Raw genomic sequence first — 21,658 nt, 5'->3', positions numbered from 1 at the left:
ATAGGTCCTCGTCCTGACGCCCATGTGTCTCGCCTCCCGGTCGACACCTGCGGTACTTCGAGCTTTCCACCGCGGTCACCAGCCGTCCATACGTCGCACACCCGGGCGTATCGTGATGCGTTCACTCCGGCCGCCGGACGCGTGACTACGATGGGCCAGCCGGTGGTCTCTTGACCGCTCGGCCCGTATCGACCCTCTGGGAAGGCCATGCTGAACAAGTACGCGCGTGCGTTCTTCACGCGTGTTCTCACACCGTTCGCCGCCCTGCTCATCCGCCTCGGGGTCAGCCCTGACGCGGTGACCCTCGCCGGGACCGGTGGTGTGATCGCGGGTGCGCTGGTCTTCTTCCCCCAGGGCGAGTTCTTCTGGGGGACGGTCACCATCACCTTGTTCGTCTTCTCGGACCTGGTGGACGGGAACATGGCGCGGCAGCTGGGCCGCTCCAGCCGCTGGGGCGCCTTCCTGGACTCCACCCTCGACCGGGTCGCGGACGGCGCGATCTTCGGTGGGCTCGCGCTGTGGTACGCGGGCGGCGGGGACGACAACGCGCTCTGCGCGGTCGCCATCTTCTGCCTGGCCAGCGGCCAGGTGGTGTCGTACACCAAGGCGCGCGGCGAGAGCATCGGCCTGCCGGTGAACGTGAACGGGCTGGTGGAGCGCGCCGAGCGGCTGGTGATCTCGCTGGTGGCGGCCGGTTTCGCGGGGCTGCACAAGTTCGGGGTCCCGCACATCGACATCCTGCTGCCGATCGCGCTGTGGATCGTCGCCGGCGGCAGCTTCGTCACGCTCGTCCAGCGGATGGTCACCGTCCGCAGGGAGTCGGCCGAGGCGGACGCGGCGGACGCGCAAACGGCCGCGGCGACCCCGGGAGGCGACCCGCGGTGAGGGAACGGCTGACCGACGCGCTGTACGGACTCGGCTGGGGCACGGTCAAGAAGCTCCCCGAACCGGTGGCCGTCGGGCTCGGCCGGCGCATCGCCGACCAGGCATGGAAGCGGCGGGGCAAGGGCGTGCTGCGCCTGGAGGCCAACCTGGCGCGCGTGGTCCCCGATGCCTCACCGCGGCGCCTCGCCCAGCTGTCGCGCGCGGGCATGCGCTCGTACATGCGGTACTGGATGGAGTCCTTCCGGCTCCCGGCGTGGAGCAAGGAGCGCGTGAAGAGCGGCTTCGACTGCGCCGACGCGCACCATCTCGTGGACGGCCTGGCCAGCGGGCGCGGCGTCATCCTGGCGCTGCCGCACATGGCCAACTACGACCTGGCGGGGGCCTGGGTCACCACCAAGCTCGGCGTGCCCTTCACCACCGTCGCCGAGCGGCTCAAGCCGGAGACGCTGTACGACCGGTTCGTGGCCTACCGGGAGGGGCTCGGCATGGAGGTGCTGCCGCACACCGGTGGCAGCGCCTTCGGGACGCTCGCCCGGCGGCTGCGCGCCGGGGGCCTGGTGTGCCTGGTCGCCGACCGCGACCTGTCGGCGTCGGGCGTCGAGGTGGAGTTCTTCGGTGAGACGGCCAAGATGCCGGCGGGACCGGCCCGGCTCGCCGCCCAGACCGGGGCGCTGCTGCTTCCGGTCACGCTCTGGTACGACGACTCCCCGGTGATGCGGGGACGGGTGCATCCGCCGATCGAGGTACCCGCGACCGGCACCCGGGCCGAGCAGGCGGCTGCCGTGACGCAGGAACTGGCCGACGCCTTCGCGGCCGGGATCGCCGCGCATCCGGAGGACTGGCACATGCTCCAGCGGTTGTGGCTGGCGGACCTTGACCCGGCGGCGGGCCTGGGGAACGGCGAGGACGACGGGCCGGGGAACGGCGACGACAGCGGGCCGGGGAACGGGCTGCACGCACAGCCGGACCGCTCGGCGGCCGGGTCCGACGGCTCGGTGCCCGGGTCCGACCGCTCCGGGTCCGGCCGCTCCGGGTCCGGGGGAGGGGCCGGCCGCGCGGCGACCGGGCCGCGCGACGACAGCTCCGGAACGGAGAAGCCGTGAGGATCGGGATCGTCTGCCCGTACTCGTGGGACGTCCCCGGCGGCGTCCAGTTCCACATCCGCGACCTGGCCGACCACCTGATCCGAGGCGGCCACGAGGTGTCCGTGCTCGCCCCGGCGGACGACGGGACACCGCTGCCGCCGTACGTGGTCTCCGCCGGACGCGCCGTGCCCGTGCCGTACAACGGCTCGGTCGCGCGGCTGAACTTCGGCTTCCTGTCCGCCGCGCGGGTCCGGCGCTGGCTGCACGAGGGCGCCTTCGACGTCATCCACATCCACGAACCCGCCTCGCCCTCGCTCGGCCTGCTGTCCTGCTGGGCGGCGCAGGGGCCCATCGTGGCCACCTTCCACACCTCGAATCCCCGCTCCCGCGCCATGATCGCCGCGTATCCGATCCTCCAGCCGGCGCTGGAGAAGATCAGCGCCCGGATCGCGGTCAGCGAGTACGCGCGACGCACCCTCGTCGAGCACCTGGGCGGCGACGCCGTGGTGATCCCCAACGGCGTGGACGTCGACTTCTTCGCGCGGGCCGAGCCCAGGAAGGAGTGGCAGGGCGGCACGCTCGGGTTCATCGGCCGGATCGACGAGCCCCGCAAGGGGCTGCCGGTGCTGATGCGCGCGCTGCCGCGCATCCTGGCGGAGCGGCCGGAGACCCGGCTGCTGGTCGCCGGGCGCGGCGACGAGAAGGAGGCGGTGGCGGGCCTGCCGCCTCAGATGCGGGACCGGGTCGAGTTCCTCGGCATGGTCAGCGACGAGGACAAGGCGCGGCTGCTGCGCAGTGTGGATGTGTACGTCGCGCCGAACACGGGCGGGGAGAGCTTCGGCATCATCCTGGTCGAGGCCATGTCGGCGGGCGCACCGGTGCTCGCCAGCGACCTCGACGCGTTCGGCCAGGTCCTGGCCGGGGGAGAGGCGGGCGAACTCTTCGCCAACGAGGACGCGGAGGCGCTGGCCGCGTCGGTGGTCCGGCTCCTGGGCGACCCGGCCCGCCGCGCCGGACTGAGCGACCGGGCCCGCAGGCACGTACGCCGCTTCGACTGGTCCACGGTCGGGGCGGACATCCTGGCGGTGTACGAGACGGTGACAGCGGGCGCGGCGTCGGTGGCGGCGGACGAGCGCACGGGCTTGCGGGCGCGGCTGGGACTGGCCAGGGACTGAGCCGGTGCGCGTCCGGCGCGGGCGGTACAGGTTCCGGTTCCGGGACGGTACGCCGCGCCGGGATGCGCGGGCCCGCGGGCCCGGGAGGCCGGCGTGTGCCGCGCCGAAGCGCCCCCTCCGGCCGGTGGGCGACTCACCCCGGGGCCGTGTCCCCCTCCGGGGGCAGGTTGCGTAGCCCCCGAAAGAGGTGCGGGGCGGAGCCCCGAGACGGGGTCCGGGGGCGAGGCCCCCACCCCCATCTAGCCCGTTGGGGGTCCCCCGGACGAAGTTTGGGGGAGTTTGAGGACCGGGGTCCGGGGCGGAGCCCCGGTTTCGGGAAGGGGCGGGGCTGGGGAGAGGCCCAAGGCACGCGTCGGGGGCGCGGTAGGCCGTCCGGGTGACGACCGTCGCCGGGGGCACCTTGGGGGCCCGGACGAGGTCTGGGGGAGGCCCGGCTGGGGGCGGTACCGTGGCGCGCCGTGAGCACTCTGATCTGGATCGTGGTCCTCCTCGTCCTCGTCGCCGTGTACCTGAGCTGGACCGCCGGACGCCTCGACCGCCTGCACAGCCGCCTGGACGCGGCCCGGGCGGCGCTGGACGCCCAGCTGCTGCGGCGCGCCTCGGTCGCCCAGGAGCTGGCCACCGCGGGCGTGCTGGACCCGGCCGCCTCGATCGTGCTCTACCAGTCCGCGCACGCCGCCCGGCAGGCCGAGGAGGAGCACCGCGAGGTCGCCGAGAGCGAGCTGAGTCAGACGCTGCGGGTCGTGTTCGGGGAGCCGGCGCAGGTGGAGGCCGTACAGGAGGCACCGGGCGGCGAGGCGACGCTGGGCGAGCTGGCCGAGGCCGTACGGCGGGTGCCGATGGCGCGGCGGTTCCACAACGACGCGGTCCGCTCGGCGCGCGCGCTGCGCCGGCACCGCACGGTGCGGCTGTTCCGGCTCGCGGGGCACGCGCCGTTCCCGCTGGCTTTCGAGATGGACGATGAGCCCCCGGCGACCCTGGTGGAACGGGCGGCCTGAGCGCCGTACCACCCCACTGGCCTGGTGTTCGTCCCCGCTTCCGGACCGCCCGGCAATCCACTGGCCTCGGATTGGCCCTTGCCGCCGGACCCCGTCGGCCGGTTTTGTCTGTCGGGTAGCAGTCGCGCCCGTGAACTGGCCCGTATCCGGCACGCCGGTACCGGGTCTTCCGGGCCTGTCGCGTCTTTCATCACCAAGTGAGGTCAACCGTGTCCAGCACGCTTCCCAGCACGCCCCGCCCCGACGAGGCTCCCGCCACCGGCACCGCGCGGGTGAAGCGCGGCATGGCCGAGCAGCTCAAGGGCGGCGTGATCATGGACGTCGTCACCCCGGAGCAGGCCAAGATAGCCGAGGACGCCGGCGCCGTCGCCGTCATGGCCCTGGAGCGCGTGCCCGCCGACATCCGCAAGGACGGCGGCGTCGCCCGGATGTCCGACCCGGACATGATCGAGGGCATCATCAACGCCGTCTCCATCCCGGTCATGGCCAAGTCCCGGATCGGCCACTTCGTCGAGGCCCAGGTGCTCCAGTCCCTCGGCGTCGACTACATCGACGAGTCCGAGGTGCTCACCCCGGCCGACGAGGTCAACCACAGCGACAAGTGGGCGTTCACCACGCCGTTCGTCTGCGGCGCCACCAACCTGGGCGAGGCCCTGCGCCGGATCGCCGAGGGCGCGGCCATGATCCGTTCCAAGGGCGAGGCCGGCACCGGCAACGTCGTCGAGGCCGTCCGCCACCTGCGCCAGATCAAGAACGAGATCGCCAAGCTGCGCGGATTCGACAACCACGAGCTGTACGCCGCCGCCAAGGAGCTGCGCGCCCCGTACGAGCTCGTCAAGGAGGTCGCCGAGCTCGGCAAGCTCCCGGTCGTGCTCTTCTCCGCGGGCGGCGTCGCCACCCCCGCCGACGCCGCTCTGATGCGCCAGCTCGGCGCCGAGGGCGTCTTCGTCGGCTCCGGCATCTTCAAGTCCGGCGACCCGGCCAAGCGCGCCGCCGCGATCGTGAAGGCCACCACCTTCTACGACGACCCCAAGATCATCGCGGACGCGTCCCGGAACCTCGGCGAGGCCATGGTGGGCATCAACTGCGACACCCTCCCCGAGGCCGAGCGCTACGCCAAGCGCGGCTGGTAAGCCCTCCGCCGGCGCGGCTCGGGCCGCGCCGGCACCCCTGCGCGGGAACGGCCCCGGCTCCGGCCGCGGGCCGTCCACCGCTGTCCCGGCCCCGCGCCGCCACAGCACTGATCCGTTCGAGAGGTTCCACTCCCGTGTCCACTCCCACCATCGGAGTCCTCGCCCTCCAGGGCGACGTCCGCGAGCACCTCGTCGCGCTCGCCGCGGCCGACGCGCTGGCCCGCCCGGTCCGCCGCCCCGAGGAGCTCGCCGAGATCGACGGCCTGGTGATCCCCGGCGGCGAGTCCACCACCATGTCCAAGCTCGCCGTGATCTTCGGCGTACTGGAACCGCTGCGTGCGCGGATACGGGACGGCCTGCCGGTCTACGGCACCTGCGCCGGCATGATCATGGTCGCCGACAAGATCCTGGACGGCCGCGAGGACCAGGAGACCCTCGGCGGCGTCGACATGATCGTGCGGCGGAACGCCTTCGGCCGCCAGAACGAGTCCTTCGAGGCCGCGATCGACGTCGCCGGCATCGACGGCGGCCCCGTGGAAGGCGTGTTCATCCGCGCACCGTGGGTGGAGTCGGTGGGCGGCGAGGTCGAGGTGCTCGCCAGGTACGACGGACACACCGTCGCGGTTCGCCAGGGCAACGTCCTCGCCACGTCCTTCCACCCCGAGCTGACCGGCGACCACCGCGTGCACGCACTCTTCGTGGACATGGTGCGCGCAGCCCGTTGAGCAGATCCCGGTAGGATCGCAGACGTTCGTATCGAAGTGGGTAACGCGAAGGAGACAGGCGGATGTCCGGCCACTCTAAATGGGCTACGACGAAGCACAAGAAGGCCGTGATCGATGCCAAGCGCGGCAAGCTCTTCGCGAAGCTCATCAAGAACATCGAGGTCGCGGCCCGCATGGGCGGCGCCGACCTGGACGGCAACCCGACGCTCTACGACGCCGTCCAGAAGGCGAAGAAGCAGTCGGTCCCGAACAAGAACATCGACTCCGCGGTCAAGCGCGGTGCCGGTCTCGAGGCGGGCGGCGCCGACTACCAGACGATCATGTACGAGGGCTACGGCCCGAACGGCGTCGCGGTGCTCATCGAGTGCCTGACCGACAACCGCAACCGCGCCGCCTCCGACGTCCGCGTCGCCATGACCCGCAACGGCGGCTCGATGGCCGACCCGGGCTCGGTGTCGTACCTGTTCAACCGCAAGGGCGTCGTCATCGTCCCCAAGGGTGAGCTCTCCGAGGACGACGTGCTCGGCGCGGTCCTCGACGCGGGCGCCGAGGAGGTCAACGACCTCGGCGAGTCCTTCGAGGTCGTGTGCGAGGCCACCGACCTGGTCGCGGTCCGCACCGCCCTCCAGGACGCCGGCATCGACTACGACTCGGCCGACGCCAACTTCCTGCCCACCATGCAGGTGGAGCTGGACGAGGAGGGCGCGCGCAAGATCTTCAAGCTGATCGACGCGCTGGAGGACAGCGACGACGTGCAGAACGTCTTCGCCAACTTCGACGTCTCGGACGACATCATGGAGAAGGTCGGCTGACACCGGGCGAACCAGGGGCCGGCGGGACACACGTCCCGTCGGCCCTCGCGTTGTCAGTGGCGGCCGCTACTGTCGGGGACTGATGTCCGAGGTGGCGCGGGAAGGGGGGCGTGCGATGCGCGTGCTGGGTGTGGACCCGGGGCTGACCCGGTGCGGCATCGGCGTGGTCGAGGGCGCCGCCGGCCGCCCACTGCACATGCGCGGCGTCGGCGTCGTACGGACCCCCGCGGACGCGGACACCCCCGACCGCCTGGTCCTCATCGAGCGCGGCATAGAGGAGTGGTTGGACGCCCACCGCCCCGAACTCGTCGCCGTGGAGCGGGTGTTCAGCCAGCACAACGTGCGGACCGTGATGGGCACCGCCCAGGCCAGCGCGGTGGCCATGCTCTGCGCCGCGCGCCGCGGGCTGCCCGTCGCCCTGCACACCCCCAGCGAGGTCAAGGCCGCCGTCACCGGTTCGGGGCGCGCCGACAAGGCGCAGGTCGGCGCCATGGTCACCCGGCTGCTGCGGCTGGACGCGCCGCCCAAGCCGGCCGACGCCGCCGACGCCCTCGCGCTCGCCATCTGCCACATCTGGCGCGCCCCGGCGACCGACCGGCTCCAGCGGGCCGTCGCCGCGCACCGCGCCACGACGTCACGACCCGCCCCCGGCCCGCTGCCCGGGGGACCCCAGAGAGGCACCACATGATCGCCTTCGTCAGCGGCCCGGTGGCCGCACTCGCGCCCGACACCGCTGTCATCGAGGTCGGCGGCGTGGGCATGGCGGTGCAGTGCAGCCCGGGCACCCTGTCCACGCTGCGGCTCGGCGAACCCGCCCGGCTCGCCACCTCCCTCGTCGTCCGCGAGGACTCCCTGACGCTGTACGGCTTCGCCGACGACGACGAGCGGCAGGTCTTCGAGCTGCTCCAGACCGCCAGCGGCGTGGGACCCCGGCTCGCCCAGGCCATGCTCGCCGTACACAGCCCCGATGCGCTGCGCGTCGCGGTCGCCACCGGCGACGAGAAGGCGCTCACCGCCGTCCCCGGCATCGGCAAGAAGGGCGCCCAGCGGCTGCTGCTGGAGCTCAAGGACCGGCTCGGCGCGCCGACCGGTCAGGCGGCGGCGCCCGCCGCCGCGCCCGGCCACCGTGCCCCCGACTGGCGCGAGCAGCTCAGCGCCGCCCTGGTCGGCCTCGGATACGCCGCGCGGGAGGCTGAGGAGGCCGTCGCCACCGTCGCGCCCCAGGCCGAGGCCGCCATCGCCGCCGGCGGGCAGCCGCAGATCCCCCAGCTGCTGCGCGCCGCCCTCCAGACCCTGAACCGGGCCCGATGAGCAGAAGCAGCCAACCGCACCCGCATCGCCCCGCCCCGCAACGAACCGTGAGGTTTCACCCGTGAACTGGGATGACGAGCCCGTACCCGCCCCCGCGACCGGCCTGCCCGCCGCAGGCGACCGGCTCGTCGGCGCGGTCGCCGACGGCGAGGAGCAGGCCATCGAGGCCGCGCTGCGCCCGAAGGACCTCGGCGAGTTCGTCGGCCAGGAGCGTGTCCGCGAGCAGCTCGACCTCGTCCTGAAGGCGGCGCGGCAGCGCGGCGGCACCGCGGACCACGTGCTGCTCTCCGGCGCCCCGGGCCTCGGCAAGACCACCCTCTCCATGATCATCGCGGCCGAGATGGGCGCCCCGATCCGCATCACCTCCGGGCCCGCCATCCAGCACGCCGGCGACCTCGCCGCGATCCTGTCCTCGCTCACCGAGGGCGAGGTGCTCTTCCTCGACGAGATCCACCGCATGTCCCGGCCCGCCGAGGAGATGCTGTACATGGCCATGGAGGACTTCCGCGTCGACGTCATCGTCGGTAAGGGCCCCGGTGCCACCGCGATCCCGCTCGAACTGCCGCCCTTCACCCTCGTCGGCGCCACCACCCGGGCCGGGCTGCTGCCACCGCCGCTGCGCGACCGCTTCGGCTTCACCGGCCACATGGAGTTCTACGCCCCGGCCGAGCTGGAGCGCGTCCTCCACCGCTCCGCCCACCTGCTCGACGTACAGCTGGATCCCGAGGGAGCCGCCGAGATCGCCGGCCGGTCCCGGGGCACGCCGCGGATCGCCAACCGGCTGCTGCGCCGGGTCCGGGACTACGCCCAGGTCAAGGCGGACGGCCTGATCACCGCCGAGATCGCCGGCCGCGCCCTGGAGGTGTACGACGTGGACGCCCGCGGCCTGGACCGGCTGGACCGCGGGGTGCTGACCGCCCTGCTCACCCTCTTCGGCGGCGGCCCGGTGGGCCTGTCCACCCTCGCCGTCGCGGTGGGGGAGGAGCGCGAGACGGTGGAGGAGGTCGCGGAGCCCTTCCTGGTCCGCGAAGGTCTGCTGGCCCGTACGCCGCGCGGCCGGGTGGCCACCCCCGCGGCCTGGGCCCACCTCGGCATCGCCCCGCCCCGGCAGGGTGCGGGCGGGGCCGGGCAGACAGGCTTGTTCGAAGCGTGACCGGGACGTGGCGGCGCGGAGACTGGTCCGGTCAGGAACCCTGGTGCCATGCTGGGCGTTGTTCCTTAGGCGCGGGCTCGCTTAGACTCCGCCGATGCCGTCCGTAGCGGGCGGCATACCCACCCCCGTAGACCAGGCCGCGTTCCCCCCGCGGTCGTGCGAAGGAAATTCCGTCCCGTGAATATCGTGACTCTCCTGCCGTTCATCGTGCTCATCGGGGCCATGTTCCTGATGACGCGGTCGGCCAAGAACAAGCAGCGCCAGGCCGTGCAGATGCGCGACTCGATCCAGCCGGGCTCCGGCGTGCGGACGATCGGCGGCATGTACGCCACGGTCAAGGAGGTGCACGACGACACGATCCTCCTCGAGGTCGCTCCCGGCGTGCACGCGATCTTCGCCAAGAACGCGGTGGGTGCTGTCCTGGAGGACTCCGAGTACAACTTCATCGTGCACGGCATCGAGCCGGAGCCGGTGGACGCCGACGCCCCGGTCGTCCCCGACGACGCCTCCTCGCTGACCGAGGCCGACGCCGACGGCTCCGTCCAGGACGAGAGCGAGAAGACGGACGTCGAGAAGGTCGACGTGGCGAAGACCGACCTGACCAAGTCGGACGACGACAAGGCCGACCGCGCGGCGGACGGCAAGGGCGACAGCGGCACGAAGTAAGACCCTTTACGGAGCCGCGTCGCTCCACCCTGGTGATCTTGGTGGGGTCCTCACGGGCCCCCGGGCCCAGGGGGAGCGTCGCGGTTCCGTGACGGTCTAGGCTCCGGCGGGGGCTCGTCCCCACAACATTCGTGGCCGCCCGGCGCACACCCGATGCCGGGGCGGTTGGACAGGGAGATACGAGAAGGTGGCAGCACCGAAGAAGGGCCGCAGGTCCCCCGGGGCCCAGGGCCGGCCCGGGCGCACCCTGGTCTTGATCCTGATCGCCATCGTGGCGCTCACCGCGGGGATGTTCGCCTCCGGTGAAACCACGCCGCGATTGGGCATCGACCTCGCGGGCGGCACCAGTTTCACACTGCAGGCCAAGAACCAGCCGGGCAAGCCCAACGCGATCAACTCGAAGAATCTGAACACCGCCGTCAACGTCATCGACCGGCGGGTCAACGGGCTGGGTGTCTCCGAGTCCGAGGTCCAGACCCAGGGCGACAAGCACATCATCGTGAACATCCCCAAGGGGACGGACGCGAAGCAGGCCCGCCAGCAGGTCGGCACCACCGCTCAGCTGTTCTTCCGGTCGGTGATCACCAGCGCTCCCGGCACCCCGACCCCGGAGCCGGGCGACACGGGTAAGAAGGACCAGGGCCAGGAGAAGGACAAGCAGGCCGACCAGGGCGACAAGACCAAGCCGTCCGGCACGCCGAGCCCCACCGCCACCACCCAGGGCCGCCCCGTCACCGACGCCCTCAAGGCCGACGAGACCCCCAAGCCCAAGGCCACCGAGAAGCCGGACGCCAAGAAGCCCGGCTCCGAGAAGCCGGCCGAGGACGACCCGGCCAAGCAGTTCGCCGCCCTGGACTGCCGCACCCCCAAGGCGCGCGCCGCGGCCGCTGAGAAGGCCGTGGGCGCCAAGGAGGACGCGACCATCGCCGCCTGCGGCGACAAGGGCATGAAGTACCTGCTCGGCCCCGTCCAGCTGCCGGGCACCGAGGTCTCCGAGGCAAAGGGGGCCTTCGACCCCCAGCAGAGCGGCTGGCACGTCCAGCTCGAGTTCACCGGCAAGGGCGGGAAGCGCTTCGGCGACATCACCGAGGAGCTCTCCAAGAAGCCCGAGGGGCAGAACCAGTTCGGCATCGTCCTCGACGGCGAGGTGTTCTCCGCCCCGAGCGTGAGCACCCCGATCCGCGGCGGCAGGGCCGTCATCAACGGCGACTTCACCCAGTCCTCGGCCGACAGCCTCGCCAACGTGCTGTCCTACGGCGCCCTGCCGCTCTCCTTCGACATCGTCGACGAGCAGACGGTCTCCGCGGCACTCGGCAGCGAGCAGCTCAGGGCCGGTCTGATCGCCGGCGCGATCGGCCTCGCGCTGGTCGTCATCTACCTCCTCGTGTACTACCGCGGCCTGTCCCTGGTGGCCCTCGCGAGCCTCGGGGTCTCCGCGATCCTGACCTACGTGATCATGACGCTGCTCGGGCCCGGTATCGGCTTCGCGCTGAACCTGCCCGCCGTCTGCGGTGCCATCGTCGCCATCGGCATCACCGCGGACTCCTTCATCGTCTACTTCGAGCGCATCCGCGACGAGATCCGCGAGGGCCGGACCCTGCGTCCCGCCGTCGAACGCGGCTGGCCGCGCGCCCGGCGCACCATCCTGGTCTCGGACTTCGTGTCCTTCCTCGCCGCCGCGGTGCTCTTCGTCGTCACCGTCGGCAAGGTGCAGGGCTTCGCCTTCACGCTCGGCCTGACCACCCTGCTCGACGTCGTCGTGGTGTTCTTCTTCACCAAGCCGCTGATGACGATCCTGGCGCGGAAGAAGTTCTTCGCCAGCGGCCACCCGTGGTCCGGTCTCGACCCCACGCGTCTCGGCGCCAAGCCCCCGCTGCGCCGCCGCCGCACCCCCGCCGCCCCCGCCGACCCGAAGGAGGCCTGAGATGTCGCGACTCGGAACTCTCGGCGCCAGGCTGTACCGAGGCGAGGTCGGCTACGACTTCGTCGGCAAGCGGAAGATCTGGTACGGCATCTCGATCCTCATCACCATCACGGCCATCGTCGGCCTGGCGGTGCGCGGCCTCAACATGGGCATCGAGTTCTCCGGCGGCGCGGTCTTCAACACGCCCAAGACCAGCATGTCCGTCTCGGAGGCCAAGGAGACCGCGGAGTCGGCCGCCGGCGGCCACACCGCCGTCGTCCAGAAGCTCGGCAGCGGCAAGCTCCGCATCCAGATCAGTGACCTGGACACCAAGGAGGCCGTGCCGGTCCAGGAGAAGATCGCCGACAAGCTCGGCGTCCCGGTCGGCAAGGTCGACACCCAGCTGGTCGGCCCCAGCTGGGGCGAGGAGATCGCCAGCAAGGCCTGGAAGGGCCTGGCGATCTTCATGGTCCTGGTGGTGATCTACCTCGCCATGGCCTTCGAGTGGCGGATGGCGTTGGCCGCGCTGATCGCGCTGATCCACGACCTCACCATCACCGTCGGCGTCTACGCGCTCGTCGGCTTCGAGGTCACCCCGGGCACCGTGATCGGTCTGCTCACCATCCTCGGCTACTCCCTCTACGACACCGTCGTCGTCTTCGACGGCCTGAAGGAAGCGTCGAAGGACCTCACCAAGCAGTCCCGCTACACGTACAGCGAGATCGCCAACCGGAGCCTCAACTCGACCCTGGTGCGCTCCATCAACACCACCGTCGTGGCACTCCTCCCGGTCGGCGCACTGCTGTTCATCGGCGGCGGCCTGCTCGGCGCGGGGATGCTCAACGACATCTCGCTGGCCCTGTTCGTCGGCCTCGCCGCCGGCGCGTACTCCTCGATCTTCATCGCCACCCCGCTGGTCGCCGACTTCAAGGAGCGCGACCCGGAGATGAAGGCCCTGGCCAAGCGGGTGCGCGCCAAGCGCGCCTCCGCTGCCGCCAAGGCGGAGTCCGCGGGCGACCCGGGGGACGCCTCCGCCGCGGACGAGGACGCGAACGCGGGCGACGACCGGGACGACGACCCCGAGGACGACGGCATGGCCGCGTCCGCCGGAGCCACCGGCCGGCGCCAGCAGCCCGCCTCCCGCAACCGCGGCCGCGGCCGCCCGTCGGGGAAGCGCCGATGAGCGCCGCGGGCAGCGACGAGCTGCGCGGACTGCTCCTCAGCCGCATCCACGACGTCCCCGACTACCCGAAGCCGGGCGTGATGTTCAAGGACATCACCCCGCTGCTCGCCGACGCCCAGGCGTTCGGCGCGCTCACCGACGCGCTGGCGGACCTGTGCGTACGGCACCGCGCGGACAAGGTCGTCGGGCTGGAGGCGCGCGGCTTCATCCTGGCCGCGCCGGTCGCGGTCCGGGCGGGGGTGGGCTTCGTACCCGTACGCAAGGCGGGCAAGCTGCCCGGTGCCACGCTCGGCCAGTCCTACGAGCTGGAGTACGGCTCCGCGGAGATCGAGATGCACGCCGACGCCCTCGCCCCCGGCGACCGCGTTCTGGTGATCGACGACGTGCTCGCCACCGGCGGCACCGCGGAGGCTTCGCTCCAGCTCATCCGGCGGGCGGGCGGCGAGGTCGCCGGATTGGCCGTACTGCTGGAGCTCGGCTTCCTCGACGGCCGCCGCCGACTGGAGCCCGAGCTGAAGAACGCGCCGCTGGATGCGCTGATCACGGTCTGAGCGGCATGGACCGTACGAGGGCGGGAACCCGGGCACCATCGGGTCCCGCCCTCCGGCACGCCGGGGCGCACGGCGGCCGCGCGGTCACCTCCGTGGCGGGATCGATACCATGGCATCCCGACCCCTGTGGTCCGGTCCCCGCTTGAGGAGTGCTCTTGCCAGACGAGGCCCAGCCGCTGACCGCCGCGCACCCGGACGAGCCGACCGCCGCCGACACCGCGGCGGCCCGGGAGCTGCCCAAGACCGGCGGTGGGGCGGAGGCGCGGTCCAAGGCCCAGCCGTCGGCCGGACCGGTCACGTCGGCGGCCAAGAGTCCCGCGACCACCAAGAGCCCGGCACCGGCCGCCCCCTCGCCGGCGGCTCCCGCCCGCCCGGCCCAGGGCCCGGCCCCGCGCTCCGGCTCCTCCAACCGGGTCCGCGCCCGCCTCGCCCGCCTGGGCGTGCAGCGCTCCAGCCCGTACAACCCGGTCCTGGAGCCGCTGCTGCGGATCGTACGGAGCAACGACCCCAAGGCCGACGCCGCCACTCTGCGCCAGATCGAGCGCGCCTACGAGGTCGCCGAGCGCTGGCACCGCGGCCAGAAGCGCAAGAGCGGCGACCCGTACATCACCCACCCGCTCGCGGTGACCACCATCCTCGCCGAGCTGGGCATGGATCCGGCCACCCTGATGGCGGGCCTGCTGCACGACACGGTCGAGGACACCGAGTACGGCCTCGACACCCTGCGCCGCGACTTCGGCGACCAGGTCGCCCTGCTCGTCGACGGCGTCACCAAGCTGGACAAGGTCAAGTTCGGCGAGGCCGCCCAGGCCGAGACCGTCCGCAAGATGGTCGTCGCCATGGCCAAGGACCCGCGTGTCCTGGTCATCAAGCTCGCCGACCGCCTGCACAACATGCGCACCATGCGCTACCTCAAGCGGGAGAAGCAGGAGAAGAAGGCCCGCGAGACGCTGGAGATCTACGCCCCGCTGGCCCACCGGCTGGGCATGAACACGATCAAGTGGGAGCTGGAGGACCTCGCCTTCGCGATCCTCTACCCCAAGATGTACGACGAGATCGTGCGGCTGGTCGCCGAGCGGGCGCCCAAGCGCGACGAGTATCTGGCCGTCGTCACCGACCAGGTCCAGGCCGACCTGCGCGCCGCCCGCATCAAGGCGACCGTCACCGGACGCCCCAAGCACTACTACTCCGTCTACCAGAAGATGATCGTGCGGGGCCGCGACTTCGCCGAGATCTACGACCTGGTCGGCATCCGGGTCCTGGTCGACACCGTCCGCGACTGCTACGCGGCACTGGGCACCATCCACGCGCGATGGAACCCGGTCCCGGGGCGGTTCAAGGACTACATCGCCATGCCCAAGTTCAACATGTACCAGTCGCTGCACACGACGGTCATAGGGCCCAGCGGCAAGCCGGTCGAGCTCCAGATCCGCACCTTCGACATGCACCGGCGCGCCGAGTACGGCATCGCCGCCCACTGGAAGTACAAGCAGGAGGCCGTCGCCGGCGCCTCCAAGGTGCGCACCGACGTACCGCGCCACACCGGCAAGGGCGCCGGAAAAGACACCGTCAACGACATGGCGTGGCTGCGCCAGCTCCTGGACTGGCAGAAGGAGACCGAGGACCCCGGCGAGTTCCTGGAGTCCCTGCGCTTCGACCTCTCCCGCAACGAGGTCTTCGTCTTCACACCCAAGGGAGACGTCATCGCGCTCCCGGCCGGCGCCACCCCGGTCGACTTCGCGTACGCGGTCCACACCGAGGTCGGCCACCGCACCATAGGAGCGCGGGTCAACGGGCGGCTGGTCCCGCTGGAGTCGACCCTCGACAACGGCGACCTGGTGGAGGTCTTCACCTCCAAGGCGCCCGGCGCCGGGCCGTCCCGCGACTGGCTGGGTTTCGTCAAGTCCCCGCGCGCCCGCAACAAGATCCGCGCGTGGTTCTCCAAGGAGCGCCGCGACGAGGCCATCGAGCAGGGCAAGGACGCCATCGTCCGCGCCATGCGCAAGCAGAACCTGCCGATCCAGCGGATCCTCACCGGCGACTCGCTGGTCACCCTCGCCCACGAGATGCGCTACCCCGACATCTCCTCGCTGTACGCGGCGATCGGCGAGGGCCATGTCTCCGCGCAGAGCGTGGTCAGCAAGCTGGTGCAGGCCCTGGGCGGCGAGGAGGCCGCCAACGAGGACATCGCCGAGACGGCCCCGCCCATCCGCCGCACCAAGCGCCGCGCCACCGCCGACCCGGGCGTCGTGGTCAAGGGCGTCGAGGACGTGTGGGTGAAGCTGGCCCGGTGCTGTACGCCGGTCCCCGGCGACCCCATCATCGGCTTCGTCACGCGCGGCAGCGGCGTCTCCGTCCACCGCGCCGACTGCGTCAACGTCGACTCGCTGTCCCAGCAGCCGGAGCGCATCCTCGACGTCGAGTGGGCACCCACCCAGTCCTCGGTCTTCCTGGTCGCCATACAGGTCGAGGCGCTGGACCGGTCCCGGCTCCTGTCGGACGTCACCCGCGTCCTGTCCGACCAGCACGTGAACATCCTGTCCGCCGCCGTACAGACCTCCCGCGACCGGGTCGCCACCTCGCGCTTCACCTTCGAGATGGGCGACCCCAAGCACCTGGGCCACGTGCTGAAGGCCGTCCGGGGCGTGGAGGGCGTGTACGACGTCTACCGGGTGACTTCGGCACGCCAGCGCTGACCCCATGAGGAAGCGGCCCCGGCGCGATGCGCCGGGGCCGCTTCCTCATACGGCGAGAACCTCAGCCGCCGAACTCCTCCAGGCCCTTCAGAGCCTGGTCCAGCAGTGCCTGCCGGCCTTCCAGCTCCTTGGCGAGCTTGTCCGCCTTGGCGTTGTTGCCCGCAGCGCGCGCGGCGTCGATCTGCCCGCGCAGCTTGTCCACGGCGTCCTGAAGCTGACCGGTCAGCCCCTGCGCGCGCGCCCGCGCCTCAGGGTTCGTACGACGCCACTCGGCCTCCTCGGCCTCCTGGATCGCCCGCTCCACCGCGTGCATCCGGCCCTCGATCTTCGGCCGGGCGTCCCGCGGCACATGGCCGATGGCCTCCCACCGCTCGTTGATCGCGCGGAAGGCCGCCCGCGTCGCCTTCAGCTCCGACACCGGGAGCAGCTTCTCGGCCTCGGCGACCAGCTCCTCCTTGCGGGTCAGGTTCTCCCGCTGCTCGGCGTCGCGCTCCGCGAACACCTCACCGCGCGCCTGGAAGAACACGTCCTGCGCCCCGCGGAACCGGTTCCACAGGTCGTCCTCGGCCTCGCGCTGGGCGCGGCCCGCCGCCTTCCAGTCCGCCATCAGGTCGCGGTAGCGGGCCGCGGTCGGACCCCAGTCGGTGGAGCCGGACAGCGCCTCGGCCTCGGCGACCAGCTTCTCCTTGGTCTTGCGGGCCTCCTCGCGCTGCGCGTCCAGCGACGCGAAGTGCGCCTTGCGACGCTTGGAGAACGCCGAGCGGGCGTGCGAGAAGCGGTGCCACAGCTCGTCGTCCGACTTGCGGTCCAGCCGCGGCAGGCCCTTCCAGGTGTCGACCAGGGCACGCAGCCGCTCACCGGCCGCCCGCCACTGGTCGCTGGCGGCCAGCTTCTCGGCCTCGGCGACCAGCGCCTCCTTGGAGTGCCGGGCGTCCTCGGACTGCTTCGCCTTGGCCGCCTTGCGCTCCTCGCGGCGGGACTCGACCTCGCCGACGAGCTTGTCGAGTCGCTTGGCCAGCGCGTCCAGGTCCCCGACCGCGTGGTGCTCGGCGACCTGCTGACGCAGATGGTCGATGGCGGTCATCGCGTCCTTGGCCGACAGGTCGGTGGTCCTGACCCGGCGCTCCAGGAGGCCGATCTCGACGACCAGGCCCTCGTACTTGCGCTCGAAGTAGGCGAGGGCCTCTTCAGGAGAGCCCGCCTGCCACGAGCCGACGACCTGCTCGCCGTCGGCCGTACGCACGTACACGGTCCCCGTCTCGTCGACGCGGCCCCATGGGTCGCTGCTCACAGCGCCTCCTCCACATGATGCCGAGGCGGGCGGGCGGCCCGCTGGCATCGTCCACAGTTTCTTCCGGCCGGGCCGCGCCCGGACCGGTCCGACGGGCTGCTGTCACACCGCTTCCTGGCGGCGCGAGGTTCTCGCGCGGGGCGGCAGCCGTCGGCGCAGGCGCCCCGCACAACGCCAACATAGGCGACCGGCGCCCCGGCTGTCCGCATCCAGCGCGACCGAAATCAGTCCTTCTCGACGGTTGCCTTGCTGATGGCGACGGTCTTCTTCGGGGCGCCGTCGTCCGGGTACTGGGGGTTGGCGGGCGTCAGACCCCCCTCGGCGATCTTCCGCACCGCCTTGAGCCCGGCCTCGTCCACGGTGCCGAAGGGGGTGTACGACGGCGGCAGTTCGCTGTCCTTGTAGACGATGAAGAACTGGCTGCCACCGGTGTGCGGCTGGCCTGTGTTGGCCATGGCAACGGTCCCCGCGGGGTACTTCACCGTCCCCTTCTTCTTGTCGGGCGTGCCCAGGCTGCCCAGGTTCTCGTCCGGGATGGTGTACTCCGGGCCGCCCATGCCGGTGCCCTCAGGGTCGCCGCACTGCAGCACGAACGGGTTCATGGCGACCAGCCGGTGGCACTTCGTGTCGTCGAAGAAGCCCTTGTCCGCCAGATGCTTGAACGAATTCACCGTGTGCGGGGTCTTGGCGGCGTCCATCGCTATGGTCAGATCCCCCTGATTGGTCTTCAGGGACATCGTGTACTTGGCCTTCTTGTCGATCGCCATCTTCGGCTCGGGCTTCGGCTTCGGGGCCGAAGGCGTCGGCGTCGGTGTGGCCTCCGCTGCGGAGTCCGACGACTTGTCGTCGCCCGAGAAGGCCCCCGCCGCGGCCGCGACGGCACCCGCCGCCAGCACCGCCGCGAGGCTGGAAGCGATCACCGCATTGCGCTGGCGCACCTTGCGCCGCGCCCCCTCACGCCGTTGCTGCTGCCGGGCGAACTTCTCCCGCGCGAGCTGCTTCCGCCGCTGCTCGTTACTGACCACCGGGTCCACTCCTCAATCCTCTGGGCCGTCTCTCCGGGCGCCTGGCCGTACCGTATACGGGTTCGCTGTGCGGGCAGCGCCGCCGGTAGGCTCTGGAACTGCCGAAATCTTCAGCCGCCGACTGTGAGGGACGATCGTGCTCATTGCGGGGTTCCCCGCCGGGGCCTGGGGGACCAACTGCTATCTGGTCGCCCCCGCCGCCGGTGAGGAGTGCGTGATCATCGACCCGGGCCACCAGGCCGCCCAGGGTGTCGAGGAAACGATCGCCAAGCATCGGCTCAAGCCCGTCGCCGTCGTCCTCACCCACGGCCACATCGACCATGTCGCCTCGGTCGTCCCGGTGTGCGGCGCGCATGACGTACCGGCCTACATCCACCCCGCCGACCGGTACATGATGAGCGATCCCGAGAAGGCCCTCGGCCGCTCCATCGGGATGCCGCTGATGGGCGAGCTCACCGTGGGGGAGCCGGACGACGTCCACGAGCTGACGGACGGCACCCGGCTGCGGCTGGCGGGAATGGACCTGACCGTCGCGCACGCTCCGGGCCATACCAAGGGGTCGGTGACCTTCCAGCTGCCCGAGCAGGCGGACATCCCGTCCGTCTTCTTCTCGGGCGACCTGCTGTTCGCCGGCTCCATCGGACGTACCGACCTGCCCGGCGGCGACATGGCCGAGATGCGTCAATCGCTGGCCCGCGTGTGCCTGCCGCTCGACGACTCGACCGTGGTGCTGTCCGGCCACGGCCCCCAGACCAGCATCGGCCGCGAGCGCGCCACCAATCCCTATCTGCGGGAGGTGGCCGCCGGCCAAGGAGCCGGGACCACGGCTCCGCGACGAGGAATGTGACAAGAACTTCCGTGAGTACCTTCCAGGCCCCCAAGGGCACCTACGACCTCATCCCGCCGGACTCCGCGACGTTCCTGGCGGTACGCGAGGCCATCGCCGCGCCGCTGCGGCGCTCGGGCTACGGCTACGTCGAGACCCCCGGCTTCGAGAACGTCGAGCTGTTCGCGCGCGGCGTCGGCGAGTCCACCGACATCGTGACCAAGGAGATGTACACCCTCACCACCAAGGGCGGCGACGAGCTTGCGCTGCGCCCCGAGGGCACCGCCTCCGTCCTGCGCGCCGCGCTGGAGGCCAACCTGCACAAGGCCGGGAACCTGCCGGTCAAGCTCTGGTACTCCGGCTCGTACTACCGCTACGAACGCCCGCAGAAGGGCCGCTACCGCCACTTCTCGCAGGTCGGCGCGGAGGCCATCGGGACCGAGGACCCGGCACTCGACGCCGAGCTGATCATCCTGGCCGTCGACGCGTACCGGTCGCTGGGGCTGCGGAACTTCCGGCTGCTGCTCAACTCCCTGGGTGACCGAGAGTGCCGCCCGGCCTACCGCGCGGCGCTCCAGGACTTCCTGCGCGGCCTCGACCTGGACGAGGACACCCGCCGCCGGGTCGAGATCAACCCGCTGCGGGTCCTGGACGACAAGCGGGAGGCCGTGCAGAAGCAGCTGACCGGCGCGCCGATGCTCCGCGACCACCTGTGCGAGGCGTGCAAGGCGTACCACGAGCAGGTCCGCGAGCTGCTGACCGCCGCGGGCGTGGCGTACGAGGACGACCCCAAGCTGGTGCGCGGCCTGGACTACTACACCCGCACCACCTTCGAGTTCGTCCACGACGGCCTGGGCTCCCAGTCCGCGGTGGGCGGCGGCGGCCGCTACGACGGCCTGTCCGAGATGATCGGCGGCCCCGAGCTGCCGTCGGTGGGCTGGGCGCTGGGCGTGGACCGCACGGTCCTGGCGCTGGAGGCCGAAGGTATCGAGCTGAACCTGCCGGCGGCCACCAGCGTGTACGCGGTGCCGCTGGGCGAGGAGGCCAGGCGCGTGCTGTTCGGGCTGGTCACCGAGTTGCGCAGGGCCGGGGTGGCGACCGACTTCGCGTACGGCGGCCGTGGCCTGAAGGGCGCGATGAAGTCGGCGAACCGCAGCGGCGCGCGCCTGGCGGTCATCGCGGGGGAGCGCGACCTCGCGGAGGGCGCCGTCCAGCTCAAGGACCTGGAGTCCGGTGAGCAGACGGCGGTGCCGCTGGCCGAGCTGGCCGAGACGGTCCGCGCCCGCCTGGCCTGACCTGACGTCCCGGGGCTGAGCCCCGGGACGTCAACCCCGTGGGCGCCGATTCATCCTGTCGGCGCCCATGCCCTTATGCGCATCGAACGGTGGACACGGCAGGATGGCGAGGGTTGTCCACAGGGGCGGACCGGAAGGCCACCGGTGCGGCACAATGGCGGCCGGTGTCCGGCAGGGCCGCGTGGCCTCAGGAGCGACGGAAGCGGGATATGGCGACGACAGTGGCGGACGGCGTGGACAGCGCGGACGGCGTGGACACGGACCGCGCCCGGACCGATGGTGTCCGCGGCGCGGTCGGCAGCGGCCGTGCCTTCGCGCTGCTGCTCGTGATCACCGGCGCGCTGGGGCTCCTCGCCGCGTGGGTCATCACGATCGACAAGAACAAGATCCTTGAGGCCAAGGCCGAGGGCAAGGTCTACACGCCCGGTTGCAGCCTCAACCCGATCGTCTCCTGCGGCAACATCATGGAGAGCGACCAGGCCCACGCGTTCGGCTTCCCGAACCCGATGCTGGGGCTCGTGGCCTACGGCATCGTGATCTGCGTGGGCATGTCGCTGCTGGCCGGGGCCCGCTTCCCGCGCTGGTACTGGCTGACGTTCAACGCGGGCTGCCTGTTCGGTGTCGGCTTCTGCACCTGGCTGCAGTACCAGTCGCTGTACGTCATCGGCTCGCTGTGCCTGTGGTGCTGCCTCGCGTGGGCCGCGACCATCGTGATGTTCTGCTACGTGACGGGCTACAACATCAAGCACGGCTTCCTGCCGGTGCCCGAGCGCCTCAAGCGCGGGCTGCTGGAGTTCCACTGGGTGGTGCCGGTGCTGTGGATGGCCGTCATCGGCATGCTGATCCTCACCAAGTGGTGGGACTTCTGGACCGGCGCCCAGGGCTGACGCCGCACCTCCTCGCCTCTCGCCGCCGGCCGCGTTCCGTGGCCGGCGGCGTTGTCAG

The 21,658-nt window shown here is 71.6% G+C and carries 20 protein-coding genes; 18 read left to right on the top strand and 2 right to left on the bottom strand.

The genetic code is table 11. From position 1 onward, the window contains the following. The first annotated feature begins 207 nt into the window (after positions 1-207). The 15 genes from pgsA (at position 208) to ACQUSR_RS04685 (ending at position 16,276) form a co-directional block, all read left to right on the top strand. Positions 208-885, top strand: coding sequence for a phosphatidylinositol phosphate synthase (gene pgsA, locus ACQUSR_RS04755; RefSeq protein ID WP_431041267.1), 678 nt, complete (start codon positions 208-210; stop codon positions 883-885). Then, complete coding sequence (locus ACQUSR_RS04750) at positions 882-1,988, top strand: phosphatidylinositol mannoside acyltransferase (RefSeq protein WP_431041266.1); 1,107 nt, start codon at positions 882-884, stop codon at positions 1,986-1,988. Before pgsA ends, ACQUSR_RS04750 begins: the two co-directional genes overlap by 4 nt. Next, on the top strand, positions 1,985-3,145 hold the full coding sequence (locus ACQUSR_RS04745) for a glycosyltransferase family 4 protein (protein WP_431041265.1): 1,161 nt from the start codon (positions 1,985-1,987) through the stop codon (positions 3,143-3,145). Before ACQUSR_RS04750 ends, ACQUSR_RS04745 begins: the two co-directional genes overlap by 4 nt. Before the next feature lie 458 nt (positions 3,146-3,603). Beyond that, on the top strand, positions 3,604-4,143 hold the full coding sequence (locus ACQUSR_RS04740) for a hypothetical protein (RefSeq protein WP_431041264.1): 540 nt from the start codon (positions 3,604-3,606) through the stop codon (positions 4,141-4,143). 209 nt (positions 4,144-4,352) lie between these two features. Beyond that, the gene (pdxS, locus tag ACQUSR_RS04735) at positions 4,353-5,276 is read left to right on the top strand and encodes a pyridoxal 5'-phosphate synthase lyase subunit PdxS (protein WP_144382433.1); all 924 of its coding nucleotides are present in this window, start codon (positions 4,353-4,355) and stop codon (positions 5,274-5,276) included. 134 nt (positions 5,277-5,410) lie between these two features. Next, a complete protein-coding gene (gene pdxT / locus ACQUSR_RS04730; protein WP_431041263.1) occupies positions 5,411-6,001 on the top strand; it encodes a pyridoxal 5'-phosphate synthase glutaminase subunit PdxT in 591 nt (196 codons plus the stop codon). A gap of 62 nt (positions 6,002-6,063) precedes the next feature. Further along, a complete protein-coding gene (locus tag ACQUSR_RS04725) occupies positions 6,064-6,813 on the top strand; it encodes a YebC/PmpR family DNA-binding transcriptional regulator (protein ID WP_431041262.1) in 750 nt (249 codons plus the stop codon). A 115-nt stretch (positions 6,814-6,928) separates the two neighbouring features. Next, positions 6,929-7,501 carry a crossover junction endodeoxyribonuclease RuvC gene (gene ruvC / locus ACQUSR_RS04720; protein WP_431041261.1) on the top strand — a complete coding sequence of 191 codons (573 nt, stop codon included), beginning with the start codon at positions 6,929-6,931 and terminating at the stop codon, positions 7,499-7,501. Beyond that, positions 7,498-8,124: a Holliday junction branch migration protein RuvA gene (gene ruvA, locus ACQUSR_RS04715; protein WP_431041260.1), complete on the top strand. Its 627-nt coding sequence runs from the start codon at positions 7,498-7,500 to the stop codon at positions 8,122-8,124. Before ruvC ends, ruvA begins: the two co-directional genes overlap by 4 nt. Positions 8,125-8,185: 61 nt before the next feature. After that, complete coding sequence (ruvB, locus tag ACQUSR_RS04710; protein ID WP_431041259.1) at positions 8,186-9,277, top strand: Holliday junction branch migration DNA helicase RuvB; 1,092 nt, start codon at positions 8,186-8,188, stop codon at positions 9,275-9,277. Between the two features lie 177 nt (positions 9,278-9,454). Beyond that, a complete protein-coding gene (gene yajC / locus ACQUSR_RS04705; RefSeq protein ID WP_431041258.1) occupies positions 9,455-9,943 on the top strand; it encodes a preprotein translocase subunit YajC in 489 nt (162 codons plus the stop codon). Positions 9,944-10,130: 187 nt separating this feature from the next. After that, positions 10,131-11,867: a protein translocase subunit SecD gene (gene secD / locus ACQUSR_RS04700; protein WP_431041257.1), complete on the top strand. Its 1,737-nt coding sequence runs from the start codon at positions 10,131-10,133 to the stop codon at positions 11,865-11,867. A gap of 1 nt (position 11,868) precedes the next feature. Then, complete coding sequence (secF, locus tag ACQUSR_RS04695) at positions 11,869-13,029, top strand: protein translocase subunit SecF (protein ID WP_431041256.1); 1,161 nt, start codon at positions 11,869-11,871, stop codon at positions 13,027-13,029. After that, positions 13,026-13,580 (top strand): adenine phosphoribosyltransferase, encoded by a 555-nt coding sequence (locus ACQUSR_RS04690; RefSeq protein ID WP_431041255.1) that lies wholly within the window; start codon positions 13,026-13,028, stop codon positions 13,578-13,580. Before secF ends, ACQUSR_RS04690 begins: the two co-directional genes overlap by 4 nt. Positions 13,581-13,735: 155 nt before the next feature. Continuing rightward, on the top strand, positions 13,736-16,276 hold the full coding sequence (locus ACQUSR_RS04685; protein WP_431041254.1) for a RelA/SpoT family protein: 2,541 nt from the start codon (positions 13,736-13,738) through the stop codon (positions 16,274-16,276). Positions 16,277-16,337: 61 nt separating this feature from the next. Here ACQUSR_RS04685 and ACQUSR_RS04680 read toward each other — a convergent pair whose 3' ends face one another. Both ACQUSR_RS04680 and ACQUSR_RS04675 read right to left on the bottom strand, forming a co-directional pair. Next, positions 16,338-17,567, bottom strand: coding sequence for a DUF349 domain-containing protein (locus ACQUSR_RS04680; protein ID WP_431041253.1), 1,230 nt, complete (start codon positions 17,565-17,567; stop codon positions 16,338-16,340). 224 nt (positions 17,568-17,791) lie between these two features. Then, a complete protein-coding gene (locus ACQUSR_RS04675; protein WP_431041252.1) occupies positions 17,792-18,592 on the bottom strand; it encodes a peptidylprolyl isomerase in 801 nt (266 codons plus the stop codon). Positions 18,593-18,728: 136 nt separating this feature from the next. Here ACQUSR_RS04675 and ACQUSR_RS04670 point away from each other — a divergent pair, with 136 nt between their 5' ends. The 3 genes from ACQUSR_RS04670 (at position 18,729) to ACQUSR_RS04660 (ending at position 21,600) form a co-directional block, all read left to right on the top strand. Beyond that, entirely contained in the window at positions 18,729-19,439 is a 711-nt protein-coding gene (locus ACQUSR_RS04670; RefSeq protein ID WP_431041251.1) for an MBL fold metallo-hydrolase, read from the top strand. Between the two features lie 11 nt (positions 19,440-19,450). Continuing rightward, on the top strand, positions 19,451-20,713 hold the full coding sequence (hisS, locus tag ACQUSR_RS04665) for a histidine--tRNA ligase (protein WP_431041250.1): 1,263 nt from the start codon (positions 19,451-19,453) through the stop codon (positions 20,711-20,713). Positions 20,714-20,922: 209 nt separating this feature from the next. Continuing rightward, entirely contained in the window at positions 20,923-21,600 is a 678-nt protein-coding gene (locus ACQUSR_RS04660; RefSeq protein ID WP_431041249.1) for a vitamin K epoxide reductase family protein, read from the top strand. Positions 21,601-21,658: the final 58 nt, after the last annotated feature.

This window comes from Streptomyces sp. P1-3 (assembly GCF_050613155.1).
Lineage (GTDB): Bacteria > Actinomycetota > Actinomycetes > Streptomycetales > Streptomycetaceae > Streptomyces.
Note: the sequence above shows the minus strand (reverse complement) of the source record. Positions and strands in the feature narration are given on the sequence as shown.

Coding starts and splice junctions, on each gene's coding strand:
- ruvC (WP_431041261.1), top strand. CDS start 6,929: ATGCGCGTGCTGGGTGTGGACCCGGGGCTGACCCGGTGCGGCATCGGC.
- ACQUSR_RS04690 (WP_431041255.1), top strand. CDS start 13,026: ATGAGCGCCGCGGGCAGCGACGAGCTGCGCGGACTGCTCCTCAGCCGC.
- pgsA (WP_431041267.1), top strand. CDS start 208: ATGCTGAACAAGTACGCGCGTGCGTTCTTCACGCGTGTTCTCACACCG.
- ruvA (WP_431041260.1), top strand. CDS start 7,498: ATGATCGCCTTCGTCAGCGGCCCGGTGGCCGCACTCGCGCCCGACACC.
- secF (WP_431041256.1), top strand. CDS start 11,869: ATGTCGCGACTCGGAACTCTCGGCGCCAGGCTGTACCGAGGCGAGGTC.
- ACQUSR_RS04660 (WP_431041249.1), top strand. CDS start 20,923: ATGGCGACGACAGTGGCGGACGGCGTGGACAGCGCGGACGGCGTGGAC.
- ACQUSR_RS04725 (WP_431041262.1), top strand. CDS start 6,064: ATGTCCGGCCACTCTAAATGGGCTACGACGAAGCACAAGAAGGCCGTG.